Below are 21141 nucleotides of genomic sequence, written 5' to 3'. Positions count from 1 at the left end.
CGGACGCGCCGCACCCTGACGGGCGAAAGGCGAAATCTCCGACCCGTCCTCAGCCGGCGCGGTCGCGCAGCACGAGGTCGCCCCCGGGGGAGGGGGCGAGGTCGAGCACGTAGAGCTGGGCGAGCGCCTCGGCGAGGGCCTCGACGTCGCCTGTTCGGAACACTCCGCTGACGCGGGCGGCGGTCATGTCGTTATGCGTGTCGAGACGGATCTTGCGCTCGCTGTAGCGGTTGGCCTCGTCCAGGGCCTTCGCCAGCGGGCGGTCCCTGAAAACCAGCCGGCCCTCGGTCCAGGACGCGGCGGCCTGGAGATCGCCGGGCGCTGGGCCCTTGTTCGAGCCGATCAGGATCTGCTCGCCCGGCCGCAGTCGCCAGGACGGCCCGCCGGCCTTTGAGCCGCGCACCTCGACGACGCCCTCGAGCAAGGTCACGCGCACCTCGCCTCGCTCGTGCGCCACCTCGAACCTGGTGCCGATGGCCGTCACCTCCGCGCCGCCGGCCTTGACGATGAAAGGACGCGCCGGATCGCTCGCCACGGCGAACATCGCCCGGCCGCGCTTGAGGGTCACCTGGCGGGTGTCGCCGTCCAGGCGCGCGGCCAGCCGGCTGTCGGTGTCGAGGGTCACCTGGCTCCCGTCGGCCAGTCCCACCCTTTCCAGCTCCCCGACGTGGGTCTCGTAGGTCGGCGGCCGGGTATAGTGCCGCGCGGTTCCCATCGCGGCGAGCAGCGCCAGGGCCACGCCGGCCGCCGGCAGCAACCATCGGCCAGATGTGGTCGCCGGCCGCGGCGGGGGAGCGCCGACGGCGCGCTCGAGCGCATCACGGACCGCGGCGCGGATCTCGGGGTCGTCTTCCAGCGTCCGGCCCTGGCGCCAGAGCGCCTCCAGTTTGCCATAGGCTACGTCGTTGATGGGATCGGTCCGCCAGTCGTAGAACGACTTCAGCGTCGCCGCATCGACCGTGCGGTCGCGCAGCTGCGCGAACCAGGCCGCAGCTTCCCTCAGCGCCCGGTCTTGGACGGGATCTTCCGACATTCGTCAGTCCTCGAGCTGCTTGGCGCACAGGGCCAGCGCCCTCGTCAGTCGCCACTCGACGGTCTTGACCGACACGCCGAGACGCTCGGCGACCTGCGTGTTCGAAAGCCCTGTGAAGCGGCTGAGCACCATCACGTCCCTGAAGATCGGCGGCAGCGAGAGAATCGCCTGCTTGAACAGAAGCGCTTCGAGCTGATCGGGCGCATCGGCCCCTCCCGCAAGGTCGTACTGCCGCTCCAGGGCCGATGTAATCCGGCGGCGGTTCGCCTCGGCGCGGAGTTTGTTGCGCGCCAGATTGTGCGCAACCCGCGCGAGCAACGCCTGAGGATGACGTATTTCGTTGGCCGCATGGAAGGGGGCCAGCCGAATATATGTCTCCTGGACGACGTCGTCGGCGTCGATGTCGTAGTGACGGAGCATCAGGGCGCGCAGCCACCTGGCGTGGAGCTGAAAAAGCGTCGCCAGCGACGGGCGCGAATCCTGCGCAGCTGCGCTGTCCTCCCCTATGGGCCTTCCGATAGGCGTCGATTGCTCGGCCATGGCTTCGCCTCCCTGAATTTGAGAGGCGGCCCGGGAGTCCGGGTGTTGAGAACATGCTTGAGGCATGCGCCGACGCCTTTAGCCGCCAAGGCGGCCTGGACATACGCGTCGGCCACGCCGGACAAGTGGCATGGGGCGGACTTCTCAAGCGAGGTTCTCACGCCTCGGCGCCACGATCGCGGCGCAACCTTGAGTCTATGTCGGCCTGTTCGGCGAACGCAAGTCGCTTGAGCTGCGGGCGTGGCGCTCCCGCGGCGCGCCTCGCCCATTAGGGCAGGATAGCGGAGAGCCGCCGGCGGTCACGCTCGGTCCCGCAGCTGAAGCTGCTCCTACGGGCGCGCCGCCTACGGGCGCCTTTGGGGCGCCGCCGGCCGCTCGTCGGGCGTTCCGCCGCGCCAGGCGCGGCTCCCTGCAGCCTTCATTTCCGCCGGCCGCTCGCACGCTCGCGGCGACCGCTTAGGGCTCCGCCCTCGGCGCGCGCCGGAGCGCCTTCCGCCCAGCTTCGGTCCGCGCTGGACGGGAACGGGCCGGCGCCGGGACACGCCCCTGCAGCCGGGTCCCCGCGAAGGCGCCCGCTCTGCTTGCACACCCGGTCCCGCCGACGGGCAGGGCTGCGAGGCGCGCCCTGCGCCTCGACAGCCCCCTTAAAGGAGATCGTCATGACCCCCAACGAGATCGTCAGCGGAACCGAGACATCCCCCTCAACAAGCTCAAGATGTCGCCGCGCAACGTGCGCAAGACGCCGCACAGCGCGGCGGCCATCGAAGCGCTGGCCGCGAGCATCAGCGCCAAGCGGCTGCTGCAGAAGCCGGTCGTCGAGCCCGAGCGGAAGGCCGACGGCGGCCTCACGGGCACTTGGCTGGTCACTATCGGGGAGGGGCGGCGCCTGGCGCTGAAGCTGCTCGCCAGGCGCGGCCAGATCAGCAAGTCTCACCTGGTCCCCTGCCTGATCGACACCGAGTTCGATCCGCAGGAGATCAGCCTGGATGAGAATATCACCCGCTCGGCCATGCACCCGGCCGACCAGTTCGAGGCGTTCCTGGACCTGCATCTGCGGCTCGGCTGGGGCGCTGAAGACATCGGCGCGAGGTTCGGCGTCAGCGCCCAGCTGGTGCGCCAGCGGCTGCGACTGGCCTGCATCAGCCCTCTCCTGCTCGCGGCCTATCGCGAGGAGGACTTGACCCTTGAGCAGCTGACCGCCTTCGCGGTGAGCGAGGATCACGCCCGGCAGGAGCAGGTCTATTCAAGCCTCTCCTACAACCGCTCGCCCAGTTTCATCCGCCAAGCCTTGACCGCCGAGAAGGCGCCCGCCGACGACCGCCGGGCGATCTTCATCGGACTTGAGGCCTATGAGGCGGCAGGCGGAGCGGTGCTGCGCGACCTCTTCTGCGAGGACCGTGGCGGGTGGCTGGAGGACGTCGCGCTGCTCGACCAGCTGGCGTGCGAGAAACTCTCCGCGCAGGCCGAGGCGGCGCGTCAGGCCGAAGGCTGGACGTGGTGCGAGGCGCACCTCGATTATCCGTCCGGACACGGACTATCCAGGATCTATCCCCGGCAGATCGCGCGCACGCCCCAGGCGCTGGAGGCGATGGCGCTGCTCGGCGACGAGCGCGAGGCGCTGATCGCCCCGTGGTCGCAGGCGCAGGACTTGCCGCCCGAGGCCGCCGAGCGCGTCGCGCAGATCGACGCCGAGCTCGCCGCCTTTGGCGAGGACTACGCCTATGACGAGGCCGACATCGCGCGGGGAGGGCTCATGGCCGTGCTCACCTGGGACGGGGGTGTGCGCTTCGAGAGAGGCCTGATCCGTCCTGAGGACGCGCGCCAGACTCATGGCCAAGGCGAAGAGGACGGCGAGACCAGCGAGACGGCGAGCGGCGAAGCGGGCGACCAGGTTCGGGCCGACGCCTTGCCCGAGCGCCTCGTCGCCGAACTGACCGCCTACCGCACGGCGAGCCTGCGCGATGCGCTTGGCCAAGATCCGCAGAGCGCACTGGTCTGCCTCCTGCATGCGCTGGTTCTGGCGACGTTCTATGCCAGCGGCGGCGCCAGTTGCCTGGACATCAGCTGCTCGTCTCGCGCCCTGGGCGCCGAGGCGCCGGCCATCGAGGAGGCGCCAGCCGGGCGCAGGGTCGCCGAGCGGCACGAGGGCTGGGCGCGCCAGACCCCGCCGTCGCATCATGAGGCATGGGACTTCGTCCTTGGCCTGGACGGCGACAGCCGCATGGCGCTTCTCGCGCACTGCGTCGGACTTTGCGTCGATGCGGTAGAGGACCGCCGCTCCCAGCCCGCCGCCATCGGCCATGCGCAGGCGCTGGCTCACCGTCTGGCGCTAGACCTCAGAGGCGACTGGCGGCCCGACGCGCGCAGCTATCTTGGCCGGGTGACCAAGGCGCGCATCCTGGAAGCGGTGGCCGAGGCGGCGGGCGAGGCCGAAGCGCTGCGACTGGCGGGCCTCAAGAAGAGCGAGATGGTGGAGGCGGCCGAAGCGTTGCTGAGTGAGAGCGATTGGCTGCCGTCGCTGCTGCGCGCCGCGCCTGTCGCATCAACGGACGACGACCTAGCCGCTTGCCGCGCGGCCTAAGCTGCGGCGTCCCCTGCCGCGCGGCCAATCGCTGTGCGGCAGGTCCTGCGGCTCACGCGAGGTTTCGCCTGGCCCGCCGCCGCGCGTAGGGGCGGCGCCTCTCGCGCCGCCCGGCGAGCGTTCACAAGCGGCTCGCCCATGCTTGCGCGCGCCTGACGGCGACCGCGTGCTCAGCGCCATGGCTGCGGGTGATCAGTTCCTGGCGCCATGCGGCTCACGTCCGCTGCGCCCCGCGACCGTCACGGCCCGCGATGGCCCGATCTGGCCGGAGGAGATGCGGCTGCGCCGCCGGCCGTCCTGGCGCAACGGCGCCGCGCGCGATTTCTTCCCCTGGCGGTCAAGCCGCCATTCCTCGCGAGGCAAGAAACCGCGCCCGCGCCGTCCTGCGCTCCGCTGCGGGCCCTGCGGGCTGCGCATCCTGCCGCCTCCGGACTTGCGATCGCCATCGAGGCCGCGATGGGCGCGGCTGAGACGCAAGGACGGAGACTGAACATGGCCACCATCGGAACTTTCACCCAGCAGGCCAACGGCGTGATCAGCGGCGCCATCAAGACCCTCACCCTCAATGTCGGCGCCGCCCAGTTCCGCCCCGCCGAGAAGGACAACGAGCGGGCGCCCGACTACCGCGTCTTCGTAGGCCAGGTCGAGTTCGGCGCGGCCTGGAAGAAGACCTCCCGCGAGAACCGCGATTACCTCTCGGTCAAGTTGGACGACCCCAGCTTTCCCGCTCCCATCTACGCCAGCCTGGTCGACGCCGACGACGGCTACAGCCTGATCTGGTCGCGCAGCCGCGTCGCCGACTGAGCCTTCGCCAGCGCCCCGCCCGCGCGGGGCGCTGGCCCTCTCCAACACATCCCTTTTCTAGAGGAGGCCGCCATGGCCCGCCCCGACCCTTCCGCTCGCCCGGACCTCTACGCCCGGGTCACTCAACAGATCATCGCCGACCTCGAACGCGGGGTGCGGCCCTGGACCAGGCCCTGGTCGGCCGAGCACCTCGCCGGGAAGATCAGCCGCCCGCTTCGGCATTCCGGAGAGCCCTACAGCGGCGTCAATGTCCTGTTGCTCTGGTCCGAAGCGCTCGCCCGCGGCTATAGCGCTCCGGTCTGGATGACTTTCCGGCAGGCTCTGGAACTCGGAGCGCACGTCCGCAAGGGCGAGAGCGGCTCCAGCGTTGTCTACGCCAACCGCATTGTTCGCACCGAGGCGGGGGAGGGCGGCCAGGATGTCGAGCGCCAGATTCCGTTCCTAAAGGCCTACAGCGTCTTCAACGTCGAACAGATCGAAGGCCTGCCGGAGCGTTTCCACGCGCCGCAAGCCCCCGTGCTCGATCACGTCCAGCGCATCGCCCGCGCCGAGGCCTTCTTCGCCGCCACCGGCGCGGAGGTCCGTCATGGAGGTGACGCCGCCTACTATGTGATGGGCACAGACCATGTGCAGGTTCCGCCCTTCGAGTGCTTCGAAGACCCGCACGGCTACTATGCGACCCTGGCGCACGAGTGCACCCACTGGACCCGGCACCCGGCGCGGCTTGATCGTGACTTCGGACGCAAGCGCTGGGGCGATGTCGGCTATGCTCGGGAGGAACTCGTCGCCGAACTTGGCGCGGCCTTCCTCTGCGCTGATCTCGGCATCGCGCTGAAGCCACGTGAGGATCATGCAGCCTATCTGGCGTCCTGGCTCGAGGTGCTGAACGGCGACAAGCGTTTCATCTTCACAGCCGCGTCGCATGCGCAGCGTGCGTGCGACTACCTTCACGCCCTGCAGGCTCCTGGTTGAGGCGAAGGCTTGGCCGCAGCGGGCTGATGTCCGCTGCGGTTCTTTCTCGTCGGGACCAGCGCCTCGGCATTGGCGGACTGGTTGGGGCTCTGCGGGGCTCATTGGGCCGGATGGGCGCCCGAGGCCGGCTTCTCGTCCTATAGGCGGCTTCCTCGTGTCCGGAGCTGCGATGGGCGGGCGAAAATTCGAGGCTCCAGCGGACTGTAGAGCGACCTGCTCCGCGCGCGCCGGTTGGGCGGCGCTGGTTGCTGCCGGTGATGCGGGGCGTGGACAAGGCGGCGGTCGGCTTCTGCGCGTGCCTGGCCGGAGCGCGTAGGGTTACGCGTCGTGGGGGAAGGGAGGACTGGGGCAAGGTGGGGGGAGGCTAGGGCAGGATAGCCTTGGCGGCGGCGGTGTCTTACGGGGAGGGCGAGCGTGGCGATCTTCAATGTCCGATTGAGCGATGACCTGGCTGCGCGGTTCGACGCCGCGGCTTGCGGGAATGGCGGTCGGTCGGCCCTGTTACGGCGCCTGATCACTGAGGCTGCGGGGCAGGGTGAAAGCGAGACGAGCTTCTCCACCCGCCGCCCCGCCAAGCTTACCGTTCGGTTGGCCGAGGCTGATCTCGCGGCCGTCGCGGCGGCGGCGGCGGATCTTCACATGACCCCTAACGCCTGGGCGGGCGCGCTGATTGCGCGGCGTGTCGCAGAGCGGCCGGCGTTCGGCCCGGCCGGGCAGGAAGCGCTGGTATCGATCGCCGCTGAGCTGCGCCGGATCGGGGTCAATCTGAACCAGATGGCGCGGGCGTTGAATGCGCAGGCGCAGGACAGGACAGGGACAAGGCCAGCTCGGCTGCACGACCCGCTGGCCGTGGAGGTCTTTCGCCTGGAAGTCCGTGGCCACGCAGATGCGCTCGGCCGGGCGATAGCCGGAAACCTCACCTACTGGGATGTCGCGCGGTGAGCGAGCTCGTCACCGTTCGAGGCTTCGAGGAAGTCTGGCGGCCGGCGGCGCTGCCGCGTCGGAGACCTGAGGAGGTGCTCGGGACTGGCGGGGTCGGCGGGCGGCTGTCGCGCATCGTGCGCGGCGCGCCGGAAGTGATGGTCAAGGTGACAGGCCGCACGCGAGGCGGCGTGCATCTGAAAGGTCACATCGCCTACATCTCGCGCAACGGCGCTCTAGAACTGGAGGACGAACAGGGGTGGACGTGGCGCGGACGCGCTGAGGCCGCCGAGCTCGCCAGGGATTGGGCGGAGCAGTCGGACATCGCAAGGCCTTGGCGGAAGGATGCTCCGCTCAGCCACGCGCTGATGCTGTCGATGCCGGCGGGAACAGACGCGGAGGCCTTGCGGCTGGCGGCCCGCGCCTTCGCCGCCGAAGTGTTCGCAGAGCGCTTCGATTATGTGTTTGCGCTCCACACCGACACTGATCATCCGCATGTCCATCTGACCGTTCGCAGCGCCGGGCGAGATGGGTCACGGCTCAATCCCAAAAAGGGCGACCTGGAAGCCTGGCGGCAGGTGTTCGCGCAGGCCTTGCGCGATCGCGGCGTCGAGGCCGAGGCGACGCCGCGTCGCGCCCGCGGGGTGACGCGCAAGCCTCAACGGATGGCGATGCGCCGGATGGCCGATCGCTCGCTCGCGGGGCTCGGACCGATGCCCCGGACGGAAACGGCGGCATTGAAGGAGGCGGCGGGTGCTGCGTTTGCAGGCGACGTCGCGCCGCGGCCTTGGGAGGCGGCCCTGGCCGCGCGGCAAGGGCGAATTCGGGGGCTCTATCTGGCGCAGGCCGAGGCGTTGGCCGTGTCGCTCGATCCGGGACACAGGGCGCTCGGCGCGCAGCTGGAGGCGTTCGTCGGCGCCATGCCGGCGCCTGACAGTCGTCGCCTGGCGCTGGCGCGCCGTCTGCGCGGCTTGCAGGAAAAGCTGGTGAATAGGCGGCAGCCGCCGCAGCCGGAGAGCCGCGATCGTGAGGACTGATCCCGTTGCCGGGCGATTGGTCCGGCGACGATCTCGCGCGGCGAGGAGAAGCGCGCCGGCTCGGCGGTTCATCCCAAAAAGGGAGCGCCGCGTGGCGGGGACAGGCCACGCGGCGCTGGGCGCCCGGTAACTGACAGTTAGACAGGCGCCAGCTTTGCCGGTTTAGACCGGACGGTTCAGGCCAGGGCTGCCGATCGGGCGAGGTTCGGCGGCGCCGTCGTCGATGGACCTGTCAGTCGGCTCGAGGCCGCTGAAGGAGCGGGTCTCGCCCAGGTAGAGCGCGCGCTCGCGAGCGATTTCTTCCACGCCGTACGGATCGGCGCGTTCATCGAAGCGCGACCAGCCCGACTGGCGATAGGCGTCGCCCCGGGTCGTGGCGGTGACGCCGCGCTGGCCATCGAGAATGGCCTCGACCGTGGCGACTTCGTCATCGTGCGCTTTGACGCTCACGAGGGTGCCGCCGCGCCGCACGCCTTCGGAATAGACGTTGGCTTCATCATCGGTGTGGCCCGCTTCCTTGAGAGCGCCCAGAAGGCCTCCCGTCGCGCCGCCTGCGGCCGCGCCGATGGCGGCGCCCACAGCCGTCGAGGCCAGCCAGCCGGCCGCGACGACCGGACCAAGGCCGGGGATCGCCAGCATGCCGAGGCCGGCGAGCAGGCCAGCCCCGCCGCCCAGAAGGCCGCCGGTCGTGGCGCCCTTGCCGGCGCCGTCGGCGACGTCGTTTTCGCCGTCGCCATTGCGATCGCCCAGCACGCCCGCGCGCTCGCCGGCATGCTTATGGCCATCGTGCCAATTGTCGGTGTTGTTGGAGATGATGCTGATCTTGTCGTGGTCGAGGCCGGCACGCTCGAGTTCCTCGACGGCGGAGAGGGCGGCGGTGTGGCTGTCGAACAGCCGCGTAATGGTCTTGCTCATCGGATTTGGTTTCCTGATTTCGGGGGACTGGCGAGGCGGCGCGATCAAGACGCGCTGACGACGCCCTTGTAGTCGACGGCGACCTTGGCCTCGGCTCCGTCCTTGGTTGCGGTGCCCGACCAGACGCCGTTGGCGTCCTGCGTCAGAGCGCTGACCCCGGTGTAGCCCGACGCCTCAATCGCGCCCTTGGCCTGAGCTTCGGTGAACGAGTTGGCGCCGGGGGTCAGGGCGGCGGCGTCTTGGGTCGGGGTGGTGTCCACCGCTTCGTTGCGGGGGCTCTCCGAGGCGGCCACGACCGGGCCGTTGGTGTTGTCCGCTTCAGCCGTTTTCTGGCCGCAGGCCGCCAGCAGCGTCGCGATGGCCGCGACGCCGATCATCGTCTTGATCATGTGAGGTTCTCCCAGAGATGGGATGGAAAACCATGAGGCGGGCCATGGTTCCTTCACCTCTTCGGAGACGCGCCTGCGCCGGTCCGCGGCGGCGCTCACGGCGTCTCACGGACCGGCATGGTTCGCAGCTAAGCCTCCGCTTCGCCAAGTTTCGGCGGCGGTGCGCAGCGCCCAAATAGACTTTGATCGCGGTCGGCAGTTGGCTGAAGCGAGCGCCAAAGTCGCCGGTTCGAAATTGTTCCGCACCTTGGCGCTGGGGCCCACACCCGATTGAACTCCTCTCTGGCCGGCAGCAACCTTGCGTCATGGAAGATGGCGCATACGACGAGCATTTCGGGCCAGAGGCGTCGCGTCCGATGCTTCCCCGCGAGTTCCTTGACGGACTAAGCGAGAGCTTCCTTCAGTTTGACGCCGACTGGATGTGCATCGACTGCAATCCTGCCGCGGTGAGCTTCCTGCAGCGGCCTCGGTCGCAGATCGTCGGGCGATCGCTCTGGAATTTTCCTCGTGTTTCGAGGGGCAGTCCCTTCGGCGTGCTCTGTTGCCGGGTTCGGGAAACGCATTCGCCCGAGGAGGCCGAGGCGACTTTTCCGCGCCGGGGTCAGCTGCGACTGTTGCTGGTCCAGGTCTTCCCCCTGAACGGCGGCGTCGGCGCAGTCTGGAGAGACATCACGGAGGTTCGGGAAGCCGAGCGCGAGCTCGCCGATAGCGAACACCACTTCCGTACCTTGGCGGACAACATGCCGGCGGCGGCGTGGGCGAGCGGGGCGGGCGGCACACTGACGTTCATAAACGAGGCGATGGTCGAGACGCTCGGTCGAAACCGTGAAGTGCTGCTGGGGGACGGTTGGCTGGAGGCCGTTGACGGAGCAGACTTTGAGCGGCTGCTGACCACCTTGCGCCAGGCGCGCCAAGCCGCCAGCCCGTTCGAATACGAAGGCGGCTTTCGTCACGCCGATGGCAGCTTGCGCGTCATCCATCTTCATGGCCGGCCGCGCTTTCGCGGCAATGCGTTCGCCGGACACATCGGGACCGCACAGGACGTCACCGAACGGCGCAGGTTTGAACGGCGACAGGCGCTGCTGATCGGAGAGCTCAATCACCGAGTGAAGAACACGCTCGCGACAGTGCAGTCTGTTATCAGCCAGACACTCAGGGAGGTGGACGCTGAGCGCGAAGCCTCGCTGAACGGGCGGCTGATGGCGCTCTCGGCGGCGCACGACGTTCTGATCAAGCGCGCCTGGGAGGGAGCCTATCTCAGCGACATCGTGACGACGGCGATCGCACCGTATGCTCATGCCAATCGGGTCGAGGTTGAGGGGCCGCAGATCTGGGTGCCGACGGGGGCGACGGTAGCGCTGTCCATGGCCCTGCATGAACTCGCGACCAACGCGACCAAGTATGGCGCGCTCTCGACACCGGCCGGGGAAGTCAAGGTTCAGTGGGCGGCTGATGACGGGCAGGGGGCGCTAGTGGAATGGCGCGAAATGGGCGGTCCGGAGGTGATCACACCGACACGCTCTGGTTTTGGATCGCGGCTGCTAGGGCGAGGCCTTGCTGGGGAACTAGGTGCGCCAGCCGAGCTTGAGTTCCGGCCTGAAGGGCTCGTGTGCCGCCTCCGCGTCCCTTCGCGGGAACCGGCGGCGACCGACGGTGAGTGAACTATCGAAGCAAAGTGCTTTCGTCAGACCGCTAAGCGCCATCAGCGGAAGTTGGGTCGAAGCCGAGAAGGGGACACTAGTGAGGTCCGCTGGCGGGAGCGTCAGCCTCAACCGCTCCCGCCCCATGCAAGCGGCAACTTGAGGTCAGGTGCTTCCGACACGCAGGAACTTGTCCGATGAGCGGCTCTGAGCTTCGGCCACGCTGGCGAACTGCATCAGATCGAGGATGGTTCGCCCGTAAAGGCACAGGACGCCGTCTTGGACCTCGAGCCCGACTCCAGCTCTCTCGGCCAAGGCCAAGAGTAAATCCGGCGACGCCTCAGCGATGTAGAAGGCGACATACGGCCGGCTTGCGGCATGAACTCCGCCGAATGATCCAGCGTTGCAGCTGATGAACGGCATGGCGCGGAGTGCCGATAGCGCAATCACCGCAGACGCCACGCCTACGTCTAAGCCCCACAGCGCCTCGGCTCCCTCGCTGTCCAGGTCTCGTTGCGCCTCGAAGGCGGCCTCGGCCTCAGCTGAGACCGGGACGGCGGCAATCTGGTCGACGACCGCTGCTTCCACCTTCAACGCGTCGCGCACGTCGTCCCAGAGCCACCCACGATGGTCCGCATAGCGACTGTTGCCACGCAGATAGCCCTCGTCGCCAGCGGCGTCGGCGACCTCAGTGGGGAGATCGTCGAGAGCGCCTCCAGCCACCACGCGGCGGACTTCGATGTCGAACAGCTTGATAGGCAGCGGCGGTTTTCCGACTCAACGAATGCGACAGTCTAACGCAAAGCAATCTTCACTTGCATTCAGCGGAACGAAAAGAGAACTATGGACATGGCGCCGGGAGGGCGCCAGCGTGGCGCCATGATCGATTCTTCGACCTCGCCGAGCGTCCGGGACCTGGACCGCATCAACCTGCGGCTTTCCGCGCCGACCTTCGCAGCGATCGACGAAGCGCGTGCGGCACGGCCGGGCCACGTCTCGCGCAACACTTGGCTAACCGAAGCGGTCGAAGAAAAGCTGGCGCGCGAGGCTGCGCGCTTAGACCCTGCAACGGGAGGTCGCCGCCATGGCTAGCTTCTACGAGTTCTTTGCGGGCGGCGGCATGGCGCGTGCCGGCCTGGGCGAGACCTGGAACTGCCTCTTCGCCAACGACTTCGATCCGAAGAAGGGCCTCTCCTACCAGGCCAACTGGGGCACGGGGGGAGAGCTGCATGTCGGCGATGTACGCGCAGTCACCGCCGACATGTTGCCGGGCGTCGCCGACTTGGTCTGGGGCTCCTTTCCCTGCCAGGACCTGTCGCTGGCAGGAGTAGGTGCCGGCCTCGGCGGCGAGCGCTCCGGCAGCTTCTATCCGTTCTGGAAGGTGATTTCCGAGCTGATCGCAGACGGACGCGCCCCGGCTATCGTCGCCGTGGAGAATGTCTGCGGCACGCTCACCTCGCATAGCGGCAAGGACTTCGAGGCGATCTGCCGGACCTTCAAGGCGGCCGGCTATCGCGCCGGCGCGCTGGTGATCAACGCCGATCTCTTTGTTCCCCAATCACGCCCGCGGCTCTTTGTGGTCGGCGTGCGAGACGATCTCGATATCGACCCGCAACTCCTCACGCCCGAGCCGATCGCGCCGTTCCACACACGGGCGCTTTGCCGCGCGATCGACAACCTGCCGATAGAAGTCCGCGAGCACATGGTCTGGTGGAACCTGCCATCGCCAGAGCGGCGGACCAGCACCTTCGCCGAGGTCATCGAAGAGAATCCCGAGAGCGTCGGCTGGCACAATCAGGCAGAGACCAAAAAGCTCCTGGACATGATGTCGCCGGTGAACCTCGCCAAGGTCGACGCCGCCCGGCGGGCCGGACGGCGGGTTGTCGGCGGCGTCTATCGTCGGACGCGTCTCGATGAGGCCGGTCGCAAGGTTCAGCGCGCCGAAGTCAGGTTCGATGACGTCGCAGGCTGCCTGCGGACCCCTGCGGGCGGATCCAGCCGCCAGGTCATCCTCGTAGTCGACGGCCTGCGGGTCCGCTCGCGCCTCATCTCGTCGCGGGAAACCGCGCGATTGATGGGGCTCGACGACAACTACCGCCTGCCGCGCAACTACAACGAGGCCTATCATCTTACCGGCGACGGGGTGGCTGCACCGGTCGTGCGCTACCTGGCCAAGCACATCTTCGAGCCTGTTCTCGGCGAGGCGGCCGATCAGTGCGAAAACCCAGGCGAGCGCGTTGCATGGCGGGCTTGAAGCGCCCCGACGATGTCCACGTCCCGCCCTTCGAGACGGAAGACCTTCGCACAAATCTGACGGCCTTCCTGGACGCCTTGTTCGAGGATCCGACTGGCGTGACGCGACGGGTCGGCCACTACAAGTGGGGCGTCTATGCGTTCTTCGACTATGACGGCGAGCCAATCTATGTCGGCCAGACCAATGAGATGCTGCGGACCCGCATCCGCCGGCACCTGACCAACCAACGCACGGACGCGGTGGCCATGTCGGTCCTTGATCCGTTCGAGGTCTACGAGATCGAGGTCTGGCCGCTCCCCGCCTTCCAGGAGACCTCCGGAAAGGACCCCTTGGCCCGCCAGCATCTCGATGCGCTGGAACGCCTCATCACCAAGGAGGCCGTAGCCGGCTCACGGTTCAAGGCGATTCTCAACGAGAAGGATCCTCCTCCCGGCCAGCTCGCCGTCACAGCGCCCCCTTCCTACCGCGGCTGCATCGTCTCCGAGCGCGTCTACGAACTCCGCTCTCACCCGGACTTCCGTCTTGCGCGCCGGGCGCTGATCATCTCCCGACTGGCCCAGGTGATCTCCGAACGCAGGGTTCAAGGTGGCCTGCGCAGGGTCCTGCAGACCCAGGCCAAGCGACTGCAATGGCTGGCCGAGCGCCGATACGAAGCGCTCGGCGGCGCGGCCTCAGTGCAGGTCGAAGGCGACACCGACAGCTAGAGCCTGGCGCAGCAACGGTGTGCGGTCGGCGAAAGAGTGTACGAAGGCCGCACCCATGCGGAGCAAGCTTCGCTTTACAACCGGACCTTGCGAGCTAGTAAAGCTAATCCGGTCCCTCGCCAACCTCTCTACCGACCGGAAAACGCGCTGGGGGCGGCCGTGGTAAAAGTCTGCAACATCCGACTGCTTAAAGACGCTGCGGTACTCGCCGAGCGGAAGGCTACAACAGCTAGCCTTGATTTGAAGCAATTCAACCTATTCTACGGCTTCAACGGGTCGGGAAAATCGACGCTGTCACGCGTCTTTACCGCGCTCCAGAGCGGCGAAGTTCAACATCGCCTCCCATCGAACTGCACGTTCGAAATTGAGATGTCAGACGGTTCTAGGCTCAACTATCCGAAGAGCTTTGCAGGCCACGAAAAACGCTTCTGCGTCTTCAATGGCGACTTCATCGAACGGAATCTGCGTTGGGATACCGGGCATGCAACGCCAGTCTTCTACATAGGCGCAGACCAGGCCGACGCTGCTCAACAGCTCAAGGAACTGGAGGCCACACTTCCTGCAGCCAAGCAAAAGCTTGTGGGGGAATCCAAGGTTGCTCGCGAGCGGGAGAAGGCCTTCGCGGTGTTCAAGAAACTGACCGCTGGCAACATCCGAGAGCGTCTGCGGCAAGTAGCGCGCTACGAAGCCACGCAATTTATGTCGGACGTTGAGAAGCTGGGCGCGACAGCCGCTGACGTGCTCAGCGACGATGTTTTGGATGCGGCTATTGCGACATGTGCGAGGTCTGAGCCGCCCGCGAAGGTGGATCCGGTCGGCATCCCTGCAGAGGCCATTTTCGATGCCATCCGCTCCGCATCCGAGCTGGTGCCGAAATCTATCGGAAGCATAGTGGTCGATGGGCTTGCTGCTCACCCGACGATGGTCCCCTGGGCGCAGCATGGCCACGAGTACCATGTCAGCCACAACTTGGAATCCTGCCTCTATTGCGGGTCCCATATTCCTGGGGAGCGAATAGCCCTCCTGACTGCTGCGTTCGACGACCAGCTTTCAGCGTTTGTCACGGACCTAAACACGTCCATAAACGCTGCAAATGGCTGTGCTGAAGCCCTCAACATTGCGAAGGCTGCGGTACCGGCCGCGGCCTCCCTTTCGGCCGAGTTTCAGCCGCCATTTGAGGCGGCCGCGGGCAAGCTGACAACGGCGCTTGACGATGTCACGCCGCTGTTGCTCAGCGCGCTGAAAAGTCTTCGCGCCCGACAAAGGACACCAACCACCGCGGTGACACCTAACCTACCCGGCATCGAAGACGTGAAGCAGCGTGTGCAGGCGCTTTCGGACAGCTGCGCGGCCGTGAACGACATCTGCAAGCAGCACAGCGACATGGTGGACACGTTCGTGGACCACCAGACGAAAGCCCGTGAGGACATCCGGCGGCACTTCGTCGCCAAGACTGCGAGCGAGTACGCAAAGCACGTCAAAGAGGTCGAAGAAGGAGTTGGCAACGAAAAGGCGGCTGAAGCGGCCATCTCCAAAATCAACGAAGGGGTAAGCGAACTACGCGCCAAGGTGCAGCAGCACGGCCCGGCTGCCAACAAAATCAACCTGCTAGTTAAGTCCTATCTCGGGCACGACGAGCTGACGATTGTCGCCGTCGAAGACGGCTACGAGCTTCATCGCCACGGCTCCCTTGTGACCGGCGCGCCGAGCGAAGGCGAAAAGACAGCCATCGCGCTCTGCTATTTCCTATCCACGCTGGAGGCAGATGACAGGAAAATAAAAGACCTCATCGTGGTCATCGACGACCCGGTTTCGAGTCTCGACACGAAGGCGATGAACTACGCGTGCAGCCTCGTTCGCAACCGCCTCTCCGGTGCGGCGCAGCTAATCGTGCTGACCCACAACCAGCAGTGCATGAACGAGTTCAAAAAGCACTGGAAGGGCTGGGCAAGGGGGGAGCCTGATAAGGTCAAGGCGCGTCTGAAATTCATCGACGTCACGGTGCCCGCATCGACCATGCTGCGAACCGCAAACATTATCGACCTGCCTGCGCATCTTCGCGAGTACGAGTCCGAGTACCACTATCTCTTCGAAAAAGTTCTCAGGTTTGAAGAGGCCGCCGAAGGGCATTTCGATTACGCGTTCATGATGCCCAACGTGCTGCGCCGCGTTCTCGAAATTTTCCTCGCATTCAAAGTGCCGCGGAGCGGCAACATCAGCGACAAGTTGAAGACACTCTGTGAACGCCATAAGGATCTGGACCTACACCGCCTCAACGCCCTGGAGCGTCTTACGCAGGTGGAATCCCACTCCGACAATCTCGACGACCTAATCTCGCAGTCAGCGATGACGGTGGAGGAGAGCCGTGACGCGAATGCCGCCCTACTCCATCTTATGAAGACCGTGGACGGGGACCATCACGCGGATCTTGAGAAGTACTGCAAAGCCTAGCGCCAATGGCGCTTGCTTGATGAGGCCTGGCTCCCTGACGCCGGAAGGGGGACCTAGTGTTCGCCGAAATTCGGAAGCTGCGCTGCGTCAATCTCCTCCGCGTTGTCTGAGGTCGCTGCTAAGGGGGTATGGCGATCGCGGAGGTCGCACGGCGCAACAGTTGGGTCGCGAAGCCGACACTACCAACCTCCCTAAGAGACCGACGCAGACGCACTGGATACGTTCTAGCGCCAGCCGGGAAGCAGACCCTCCGAAGGTCGCCTTCGAGCCCCATGCGGACATGACGCCAACGCGCTGATCTCGACGACGGGTCATGGACGCACGCGCCCCTAGCGTCGCAGGTTCGAGCCAGCCGGGCGGCCGGCGCGCATGTCCAAGCCTTCGGGCCAAAGCCGCTGGGGCGTATGCTCAAGCACGTTCTCAACGCCCGGCGGCACGACAACTTGCGGTAAGGGCTTGCCAAGTGGGTCGCCCATTGGTGAGACTCGAACGTAATGAGAACTGACCTCGATCATCTTCCTGACCTGCAGCAGCGCGAGCTGGCGCGGGTGACGCAGACCCTGCTCGCCGAATTCGAAGCGGCGATCGCCGGCGGCACCCAGCCGTTCCGCAAGCAGGGCCGGGTCCTGAAGATCGCGCTGTTCGGCAGCTACGCCCGCAACGACTGGGTAGATGAGCCTGAGAACGGCTACCAGTCCGACTACGATCTGCTGATCATCGTCAGCCACGAGAAGCTGACCGAGATCGCCGACTACTGGTACGTCGCCGAGGACAAAATCCTGCGCGATCCTAAGGTCGGCAGATCGGTCAACATCATCGTCCACACCATGCAGGAGGTGAACGAGGCGCTCTCCAAGGGGCAGTACTTCTTCACCGACATCGTCCGCGACGGCGTGCTGCTCTACGAGCTGCCCAACCATCCGCTCGCCAATCCAGCGGCGCCGACGGCGAAGGACGCCTACGAGCTTGCGCAAGAGCACCTTGAGAGCAAAGCGAAAGACCTAACCCTGTGGCTTGAGGACGCCGGCTCTCACATTGCTCGTGCAGATGTAGGCGACCAGCATCGGAAGAGAGCAGCTTTCCTACTTCATCAGGCAGTCGAGACGGCCTACGCCTGCTTCCTCTTGGTTCGGACGCTGTACTTTCCGCGCTCGCACAACATCAAGTTCCTGCGCTCGCTGGCCGAACAAGGCGAACCGCGGCTGATCGCGGCCTGGCCGCGCGAGCAGCGCGCTGACCGGCGACGATTTGAGCTTTTGAAGCGCGCCTATGTAGAGGCGCGCTATTCGACCAGCTACGAAATCAGCGCCGAGGACCTGCAGGCGCTGGCGGCCGAGGCGGCGGCTTTGCGCGATATCGTCGAAACTGTCTCCCGCGAGCGTTTGGACGAACTGCGACGGCAGGCCGGTCTCTAGCGGCTGCGGGTCTTGTCGGGCGTTCGCTCGATCGAACTGACGACGGCCGTGCGAAAGCGCACCCCCTTTGCGATCCAGGCCTCGATGCGCGCGCGCGCCGCCGTCATCGTTTGCTCGCGCAGGTTGGGGTCCACGATCCTGGCGTCGACGACGGTCTTTGCGAGGGCCAGTTGCGAGTTGGCGGAGAGGTCAAGGCGCGGTTGGGCGGCGATTTCGTTCTCGTTGTTGCGGCGGTCAGGTTTGGATGCGGGCCTGCCTTCCAGGCTGCGATTGAGGGCCTGGAGCTCGCGCTTGCTTGGCTGGTAGCCGCGCGTCTCCAGTCCCTCGCGCTTCAGCGCCATCCAGGCCTGGCGACGGAAAGCCGGCTCGCCGGTGATGGTCACTTCTTCCCAGCCGCGATGGCGGGCGATGGCGGCCATGTCCCGTAAGGTTTTCGCATCAGCGCGCTCGGCGGTGAGACGTTTGCCTTGATCGCGAAAGGCCGGCGCCTTCGTGCGATGGTCGACGAAGAAGGCTAGGCCGCCTGGACCAGGTTCGGTCAGGTAGCGCTTCTGCAGATCGTCAGGGACATCGCCGATCTTGCGCGATCTGGCTTTGGATGAAGACGCGATGGTGGCGGGCGTCGCCGTTTCCGCAGGTTGGTTTGCGGGGGCTTCAAGGGACGATGTCATCTAGGCGGATCCTCCGAGCGCAGGCCGGCGTCAACCAGGGTTTCGATCCAGGCGATGGCTTCTTCGGCGGTCGCATCTGGGCGCAGGGGGTCCAGGCCGGCCGCATCGATGTTGGGCTCGATCATGGCGAGGGTCAGGGGATCGCGGCCTTCGATTTCAGCTGCCGTCATTGGCCGGGTCTTGGTTGGCAAGGGCCTCGGGGGCGGTTGCGAGACTTGCCCGCCGTGCGGTGGGACTATTGGCGGCGGCCTGACCCGGCTGGTGAAGGCGCGCTCTCGCCAGTAGCGGATCTTGGTTCCGGTGATGGGCGGGGTGCCAGCCCGGAAGACCAGCAAACGCTCGCGCGACATCTGCATCAGTTCCTGCGGCAGCATCAACAGCCGCCGATGATCGGCCAGGGTGACCGTGCGCGATCCTTTTGCGAGGCCCGCGGGGCGGCTACGCGAGCGACTCTCATAGTCGTAGGCGCCGAGGCGCTCGGAGAGTTCCTGTGCGACCCTGAGATCCTTGGGCGCAAACACCACTTCGGCCCCGCAGTTGGCGATTATATCCTCGGCCAGATCACGTCCGTAGGCGGCCCGTAGTTGCGCTGGGCTCTGGAGAACCGGCAGCAGCCGCAGCCCATAGCCCGCGACATATGAAAAGGCGTGGGCCAGAACGTGCGCTGCGCCCAGCCGCGCGAACTCATCGAGCAGAACCAGGACCGGCGTCTGGTGGCGACCGTCGGAGGGGAGGGCGCGGGTGCTCAGGTCGATCAGCTGCTGAAAGAGCAGGCCATAGAGCGGCGCGACACGGTCGAGATTGTCGAGCGAAGCGCAGAGATAGAGACTGATCGAGGCGTCGCGCAGCCGGCGCAGGTCGAAGTCGCTCTTAGTCGTGGCCGCATCCACCCGCGGGTTGAGCCAGAGGCTGATCTTAGAAGTGATGGTCTGGCGCACGCCTGCGAAGGTGTTCTCCGAGGCTCCGCAAAAATCGGTTAGCGCGGTGCGCGCGCCGGCCGACAAATCTCGCTCAGGATCGGTCAGCAGGGCGGTGAGACGCGTGCGCAGATCGGGCTGGGCGAGCAGGCGATAGATCTCGCCGAAGCTGAAAGGCCCATCGCTTGCGGCCGCCAGGGCGCCCAGACCGATGAACCCTGTCCGGGCCGACTCCGCCCAGAAGGGATCAGCGCGCGCCGGAACGGGAAACAGCATGACGGCGATGCGCTGCAGCTCATCGAGCACCTCGGCGGCGTCGTGGCGGGGGATGTGGCCCAACGGGTTGTAGCAGTGGGTCCGCCCTTGCGCGTCCAAGGGATCAAAACAGTAGACGGCTTGGCCGTGGGCGGCTCGAAAGCCGGCCGTCGCCGTCCAGTTCTCACGCTTGATGTCCAGGACGACCACGCTGCCTGGCCAGGCCAGCAGGTTGGGAATGACGAGACCAACGCCCTTGCCTGATCGGGTCGGCGCGTAGAGCAGCAGATGTTCATCGCCGCCGAAGACCAGCGGCGCGCCGTTCCTGCGTCCCACGATCAGGCCCGCCCGCGCGCGCAAATTCGCTGCCCGAAGTTCAGGCTCGCTGGCGAAGCGTGCGCGTCCATGGAGCGTTGGTCGCGATCCCTGGACCAGAACGGTAAAGCCCGCGATCGGAAGGGCTCCGGCCAAGGCGCCCAGGACGATCCAGCGCGCCGCCAACGGCGAGGTGCGATGTTTCCAAACCCCGGCGAGCGTCTGCGGGAGGTCTTGGGCCGGCGGGCGCAGCCCAAGGCCGGCCAGCACGATGGTGATGGCGCTGGCGGCGCCAAGGGCCAGCGCGCCAAGGGCCAGAAGGGCAAGGCGCGCCCGCTCAGCGGGACTTGAGAGCGATGGGCTCATACCAGATCTCGCTGACAGCAAAGCGCCCGTTCACGCGGCGGACCTGCACGACGACGTCGACCAGCCGGTGAAGCAGAGTGAAGATCTCGGCCCTCGGCAGGTCGCGCCCCGCCGAGCTCTCCTTCACCAGCAGGGCCAGCTGTTCGAAGGCCAGCGCCGCCGAGTTGGCGTGGATCGTAGTGATCGAGCCGGGATGGCCGGTGTTGACGTTGCGCAGATAAAAGAAGGCGGCCTCGTCCCGCAGCTCCTGCAGCAGGATGCGGTCTGGACGCATACGCAGCGCGCTCTCGAGCAGCTGCTTGACCCCTACCTGCGCCTGGCCCTGGCCGTCCTTGGCGTACAGCAGGTGCACGGCGTTGCGATGGGGCACGATCAACTCGCGGGCGTCCTCGATAGTGATCAGACGCTCTTTGGGATCGATCAGTTGGACGAGGCTTTTTGCGAGCGTGGTCTTTCCAGATCCTGTGGCGCCGCTGATCAGAATGTTGCGGCGCGCGGCGACCGCGGCGGCGAGAAATCCCGTCCAGTCGCCTGAGCGATGTAGGACAGAGAGGCCATCGGACGCCTCGTCGCGGGCGATGTGCGCGGCGCCGTCGAAAAGACCCGCAGCGGCCAGTTCATCGAGGGACATGGACGCCGGGCCGCCGCGGCGGAAGGTAAGGGATATGTCCTGCGCCGCCGGCGGCAAGACGATCTGGCACCGCTCTCCCGTGGGCAGGACCGTGGTGCAGATCGGATGAGCCTCGCCCACGTCCTGGGCGCCTACGGCGGCGGCCGCGATGGCCAGGGGCCGCAGGGCCTCGGCGCCAAGGCGATCGGAAAGGATCCAACTCCAGCCCCCCGCGCGCTCAATGCCGATCTCGCCTGGCCGGTTGACTACGACCTCGCTGACGCCGGGCGCGTCGAGATAGGGTCGCAACGGCTGGAGGTAGTGTTCCAGGACGGATGTGTCGCCCGCCAA

The 21141-nt window shown here is 66.6% G+C and carries 19 protein-coding genes; 11 read left to right on the top strand and 8 right to left on the bottom strand.

Features of this window, described 5'->3' with window-relative positions; all coding sequences use genetic code 11:
* Positions 1 to 49: 49 nt before the first annotated feature.
* Together ASC79_RS19035 and ASC79_RS19030 are read right to left on the bottom strand one after the other, a co-directional pair.
* A complete protein-coding gene (locus ASC79_RS19035; RefSeq protein ID WP_056026094.1) occupies positions 50 to 1033 on the bottom strand; it encodes a FecR domain-containing protein in 984 nt (327 codons plus the stop codon).
* Positions 1034 to 1036: 3 nt separating this feature from the next.
* Complete coding sequence (locus ASC79_RS19030; RefSeq protein WP_056026092.1) at positions 1037 to 1573, bottom strand: RNA polymerase sigma factor; 537 nt, start codon at positions 1571 to 1573, stop codon at positions 1037 to 1039.
* A 577-nt stretch (positions 1574 to 2150) separates the two neighbouring features.
* Here ASC79_RS19030 and ASC79_RS19025 point away from each other — a divergent pair.
* From ASC79_RS19025 to ASC79_RS19005, 5 genes are all read left to right on the top strand, one after another.
* Positions 2151 to 4154: a ParB/RepB/Spo0J family partition protein gene (locus ASC79_RS19025; protein WP_369817341.1), complete on the top strand. Its 2004-nt coding sequence runs from the start codon at positions 2151 to 2153 to the stop codon at positions 4152 to 4154.
* Between the two features lie 492 nt (positions 4155 to 4646).
* Positions 4647 to 4958: a DUF736 domain-containing protein gene (locus ASC79_RS19020; protein ID WP_056026088.1), complete on the top strand. Its 312-nt coding sequence runs from the start codon at positions 4647 to 4649 to the stop codon at positions 4956 to 4958.
* Between the two features lie 72 nt (positions 4959 to 5030).
* Positions 5031 to 5930 (top strand): ArdC family protein, encoded by a 900-nt coding sequence (locus ASC79_RS19015; protein ID WP_056026086.1) that lies wholly within the window; start codon positions 5031 to 5033, stop codon positions 5928 to 5930.
* Between the two features lie 414 nt (positions 5931 to 6344).
* Positions 6345 to 6872, top strand: a complete 528-nt coding sequence (mobC, locus tag ASC79_RS19010; protein WP_056026085.1) for a plasmid mobilization relaxosome protein MobC — start codon at positions 6345 to 6347, stop codon at positions 6870 to 6872.
* Complete coding sequence (locus ASC79_RS19005) at positions 6869 to 7888, top strand: relaxase/mobilization nuclease domain-containing protein (protein WP_082532260.1); 1020 nt, start codon at positions 6869 to 6871, stop codon at positions 7886 to 7888. Before mobC ends, ASC79_RS19005 begins: the two co-directional genes overlap by 4 nt.
* Positions 7889 to 8050: 162 nt before the next feature.
* Here the strand turns inward: ASC79_RS19005 and ASC79_RS19000 are convergent, their stop codons facing one another.
* The gene (locus tag ASC79_RS19000; RefSeq protein ID WP_056026083.1) at positions 8051 to 8803 is read right to left on the bottom strand and encodes a hypothetical protein; all 753 of its coding nucleotides are present in this window, start codon (positions 8801 to 8803) and stop codon (positions 8051 to 8053) included.
* Between the two features lie 44 nt (positions 8804 to 8847).
* On the bottom strand, positions 8848 to 9192 hold the full coding sequence (locus ASC79_RS18995) for a hypothetical protein (RefSeq protein WP_056026081.1): 345 nt from the start codon (positions 9190 to 9192) through the stop codon (positions 8848 to 8850).
* 305 nt (positions 9193 to 9497) lie between these two features.
* On the opposite strand from ASC79_RS18995, the gene ASC79_RS18990 reads away from it, so the two are divergent.
* Entirely contained in the window at positions 9498 to 10853 is a 1356-nt protein-coding gene (locus ASC79_RS18990; RefSeq protein WP_056026077.1) for an HWE histidine kinase domain-containing protein, read from the top strand.
* Between the two features lie 144 nt (positions 10854 to 10997).
* Here the strand turns inward: ASC79_RS18990 and ASC79_RS18985 are convergent, their stop codons facing one another.
* The gene (locus ASC79_RS18985; RefSeq protein ID WP_056106327.1) at positions 10998 to 11558 is read right to left on the bottom strand and encodes a hypothetical protein; all 561 of its coding nucleotides are present in this window, start codon (positions 11556 to 11558) and stop codon (positions 10998 to 11000) included.
* 153 nt (positions 11559 to 11711) lie between these two features.
* Here ASC79_RS18985 and ASC79_RS18980 point away from each other — a divergent pair, with 153 nt between their 5' ends.
* The 5 genes from ASC79_RS18980 to ASC79_RS18960 all read left to right on the top strand — a co-directional run bounded on the left by ASC79_RS18980 (position 11712) and on the right by ASC79_RS18960 (position 17656).
* Positions 11712 to 11924: a hypothetical protein gene (locus ASC79_RS18980; protein ID WP_056026193.1), complete on the top strand. Its 213-nt coding sequence runs from the start codon at positions 11712 to 11714 to the stop codon at positions 11922 to 11924.
* Positions 11917 to 13086: a DNA cytosine methyltransferase gene (locus ASC79_RS18975; protein ID WP_056026073.1), complete on the top strand. Its 1170-nt coding sequence runs from the start codon at positions 11917 to 11919 to the stop codon at positions 13084 to 13086. The genes ASC79_RS18980 and ASC79_RS18975 overlap by 8 nt, the downstream gene beginning before the upstream one ends.
* Entirely contained in the window at positions 13074 to 13790 is a 717-nt protein-coding gene (locus ASC79_RS18970) for a GIY-YIG nuclease family protein (RefSeq protein ID WP_056026072.1), read from the top strand. Before ASC79_RS18975 ends, ASC79_RS18970 begins: the two co-directional genes overlap by 13 nt.
* Positions 13791 to 13826: 36 nt before the next feature.
* Positions 13827 to 16241: an AAA family ATPase gene (locus ASC79_RS18965; RefSeq protein WP_162244318.1), complete on the top strand. Its 2415-nt coding sequence runs from the start codon at positions 13827 to 13829 to the stop codon at positions 16239 to 16241.
* Positions 16242 to 16789: 548 nt separating this feature from the next.
* Positions 16790 to 17656, top strand: coding sequence for a nucleotidyltransferase and HEPN domain-containing protein (locus tag ASC79_RS18960; RefSeq protein WP_235528830.1), 867 nt, complete (start codon positions 16790 to 16792; stop codon positions 17654 to 17656).
* On the opposite strand, the gene ASC79_RS18955 is transcribed toward ASC79_RS18960, so the two are convergent.
* The 3 genes from ASC79_RS18955 to virB11 are packed head-to-tail and all read right to left on the bottom strand — an operon-like array spanning position 17653 to position 21141.
* Complete coding sequence (locus tag ASC79_RS18955; protein ID WP_056026066.1) at positions 17653 to 18327, bottom strand: LPD7 domain-containing protein; 675 nt, start codon at positions 18325 to 18327, stop codon at positions 17653 to 17655. The two genes, ASC79_RS18960 and ASC79_RS18955, sit on opposite strands and share 4 nt — an antisense overlap.
* A complete protein-coding gene (locus ASC79_RS18950; protein ID WP_056026064.1) occupies positions 18324 to 20180 on the bottom strand; it encodes a type IV secretory system conjugative DNA transfer family protein in 1857 nt (618 codons plus the stop codon). The genes ASC79_RS18955 and ASC79_RS18950 overlap by 4 nt, the downstream gene beginning before the upstream one ends.
* Positions 20152 to 21141, bottom strand: a complete 990-nt coding sequence (virB11, locus tag ASC79_RS18945) for a P-type DNA transfer ATPase VirB11 (RefSeq protein WP_056026062.1) — start codon at positions 21139 to 21141, stop codon at positions 20152 to 20154. The genes ASC79_RS18950 and virB11 overlap by 29 nt, the downstream gene beginning before the upstream one ends.

It is taken from the genome of Phenylobacterium sp. Root1290 (genome assembly GCF_001425305.1).
Classification (GTDB): Bacteria; Pseudomonadota; Alphaproteobacteria; order Caulobacterales; family Caulobacteraceae; genus Phenylobacterium.
The sequence above is the reverse complement of the archived record's forward strand: the minus strand, read 5'-3'. Positions and strand labels throughout refer to the sequence as shown.

Excerpts from the sequence above, each read along its gene's own strand:
- ASC79_RS19015 (WP_056026086.1), top strand. The coding sequence starts at position 5,031 with ATGGCCCGCCCCGACCCTTCCGCTCGCCCGGACCTCTACGCCCGGGTC.
- ASC79_RS19035 (WP_056026094.1), bottom strand. The coding sequence starts at position 1,033 with ATGTCGGAAGATCCCGTCCAAGACCGGGCGCTGAGGGAAGCTGCGGCC.
- ASC79_RS19030 (WP_056026092.1), bottom strand. The coding sequence starts at position 1,573 with ATGGCCGAGCAATCGACGCCTATCGGAAGGCCCATAGGGGAGGACAGC.
- ASC79_RS18980 (WP_056026193.1), top strand. The coding sequence starts at position 11,712 with ATGATCGATTCTTCGACCTCGCCGAGCGTCCGGGACCTGGACCGCATC.
- ASC79_RS18955 (WP_056026066.1), bottom strand. The coding sequence starts at position 18,327 with ATGACATCGTCCCTTGAAGCCCCCGCAAACCAACCTGCGGAAACGGCG.
- ASC79_RS18950 (WP_056026064.1), bottom strand. The coding sequence starts at position 20,180 with ATGAGCCCATCGCTCTCAAGTCCCGCTGAGCGGGCGCGCCTTGCCCTT.
- ASC79_RS18990 (WP_056026077.1), top strand. The coding sequence starts at position 9,498 with ATGGAAGATGGCGCATACGACGAGCATTTCGGGCCAGAGGCGTCGCGT.
- ASC79_RS18975 (WP_056026073.1), top strand. The coding sequence starts at position 11,917 with ATGGCTAGCTTCTACGAGTTCTTTGCGGGCGGCGGCATGGCGCGTGCC.
- ASC79_RS19000 (WP_056026083.1), bottom strand. The coding sequence starts at position 8,803 with ATGAGCAAGACCATTACGCGGCTGTTCGACAGCCACACCGCCGCCCTC.
- ASC79_RS19020 (WP_056026088.1), top strand. The coding sequence starts at position 4,647 with ATGGCCACCATCGGAACTTTCACCCAGCAGGCCAACGGCGTGATCAGC.
- ASC79_RS18970 (WP_056026072.1), top strand. The coding sequence starts at position 13,074 with ATGGCGGGCTTGAAGCGCCCCGACGATGTCCACGTCCCGCCCTTCGAG.
- ASC79_RS18995 (WP_056026081.1), bottom strand. The coding sequence starts at position 9,192 with ATGATCAAGACGATGATCGGCGTCGCGGCCATCGCGACGCTGCTGGCG.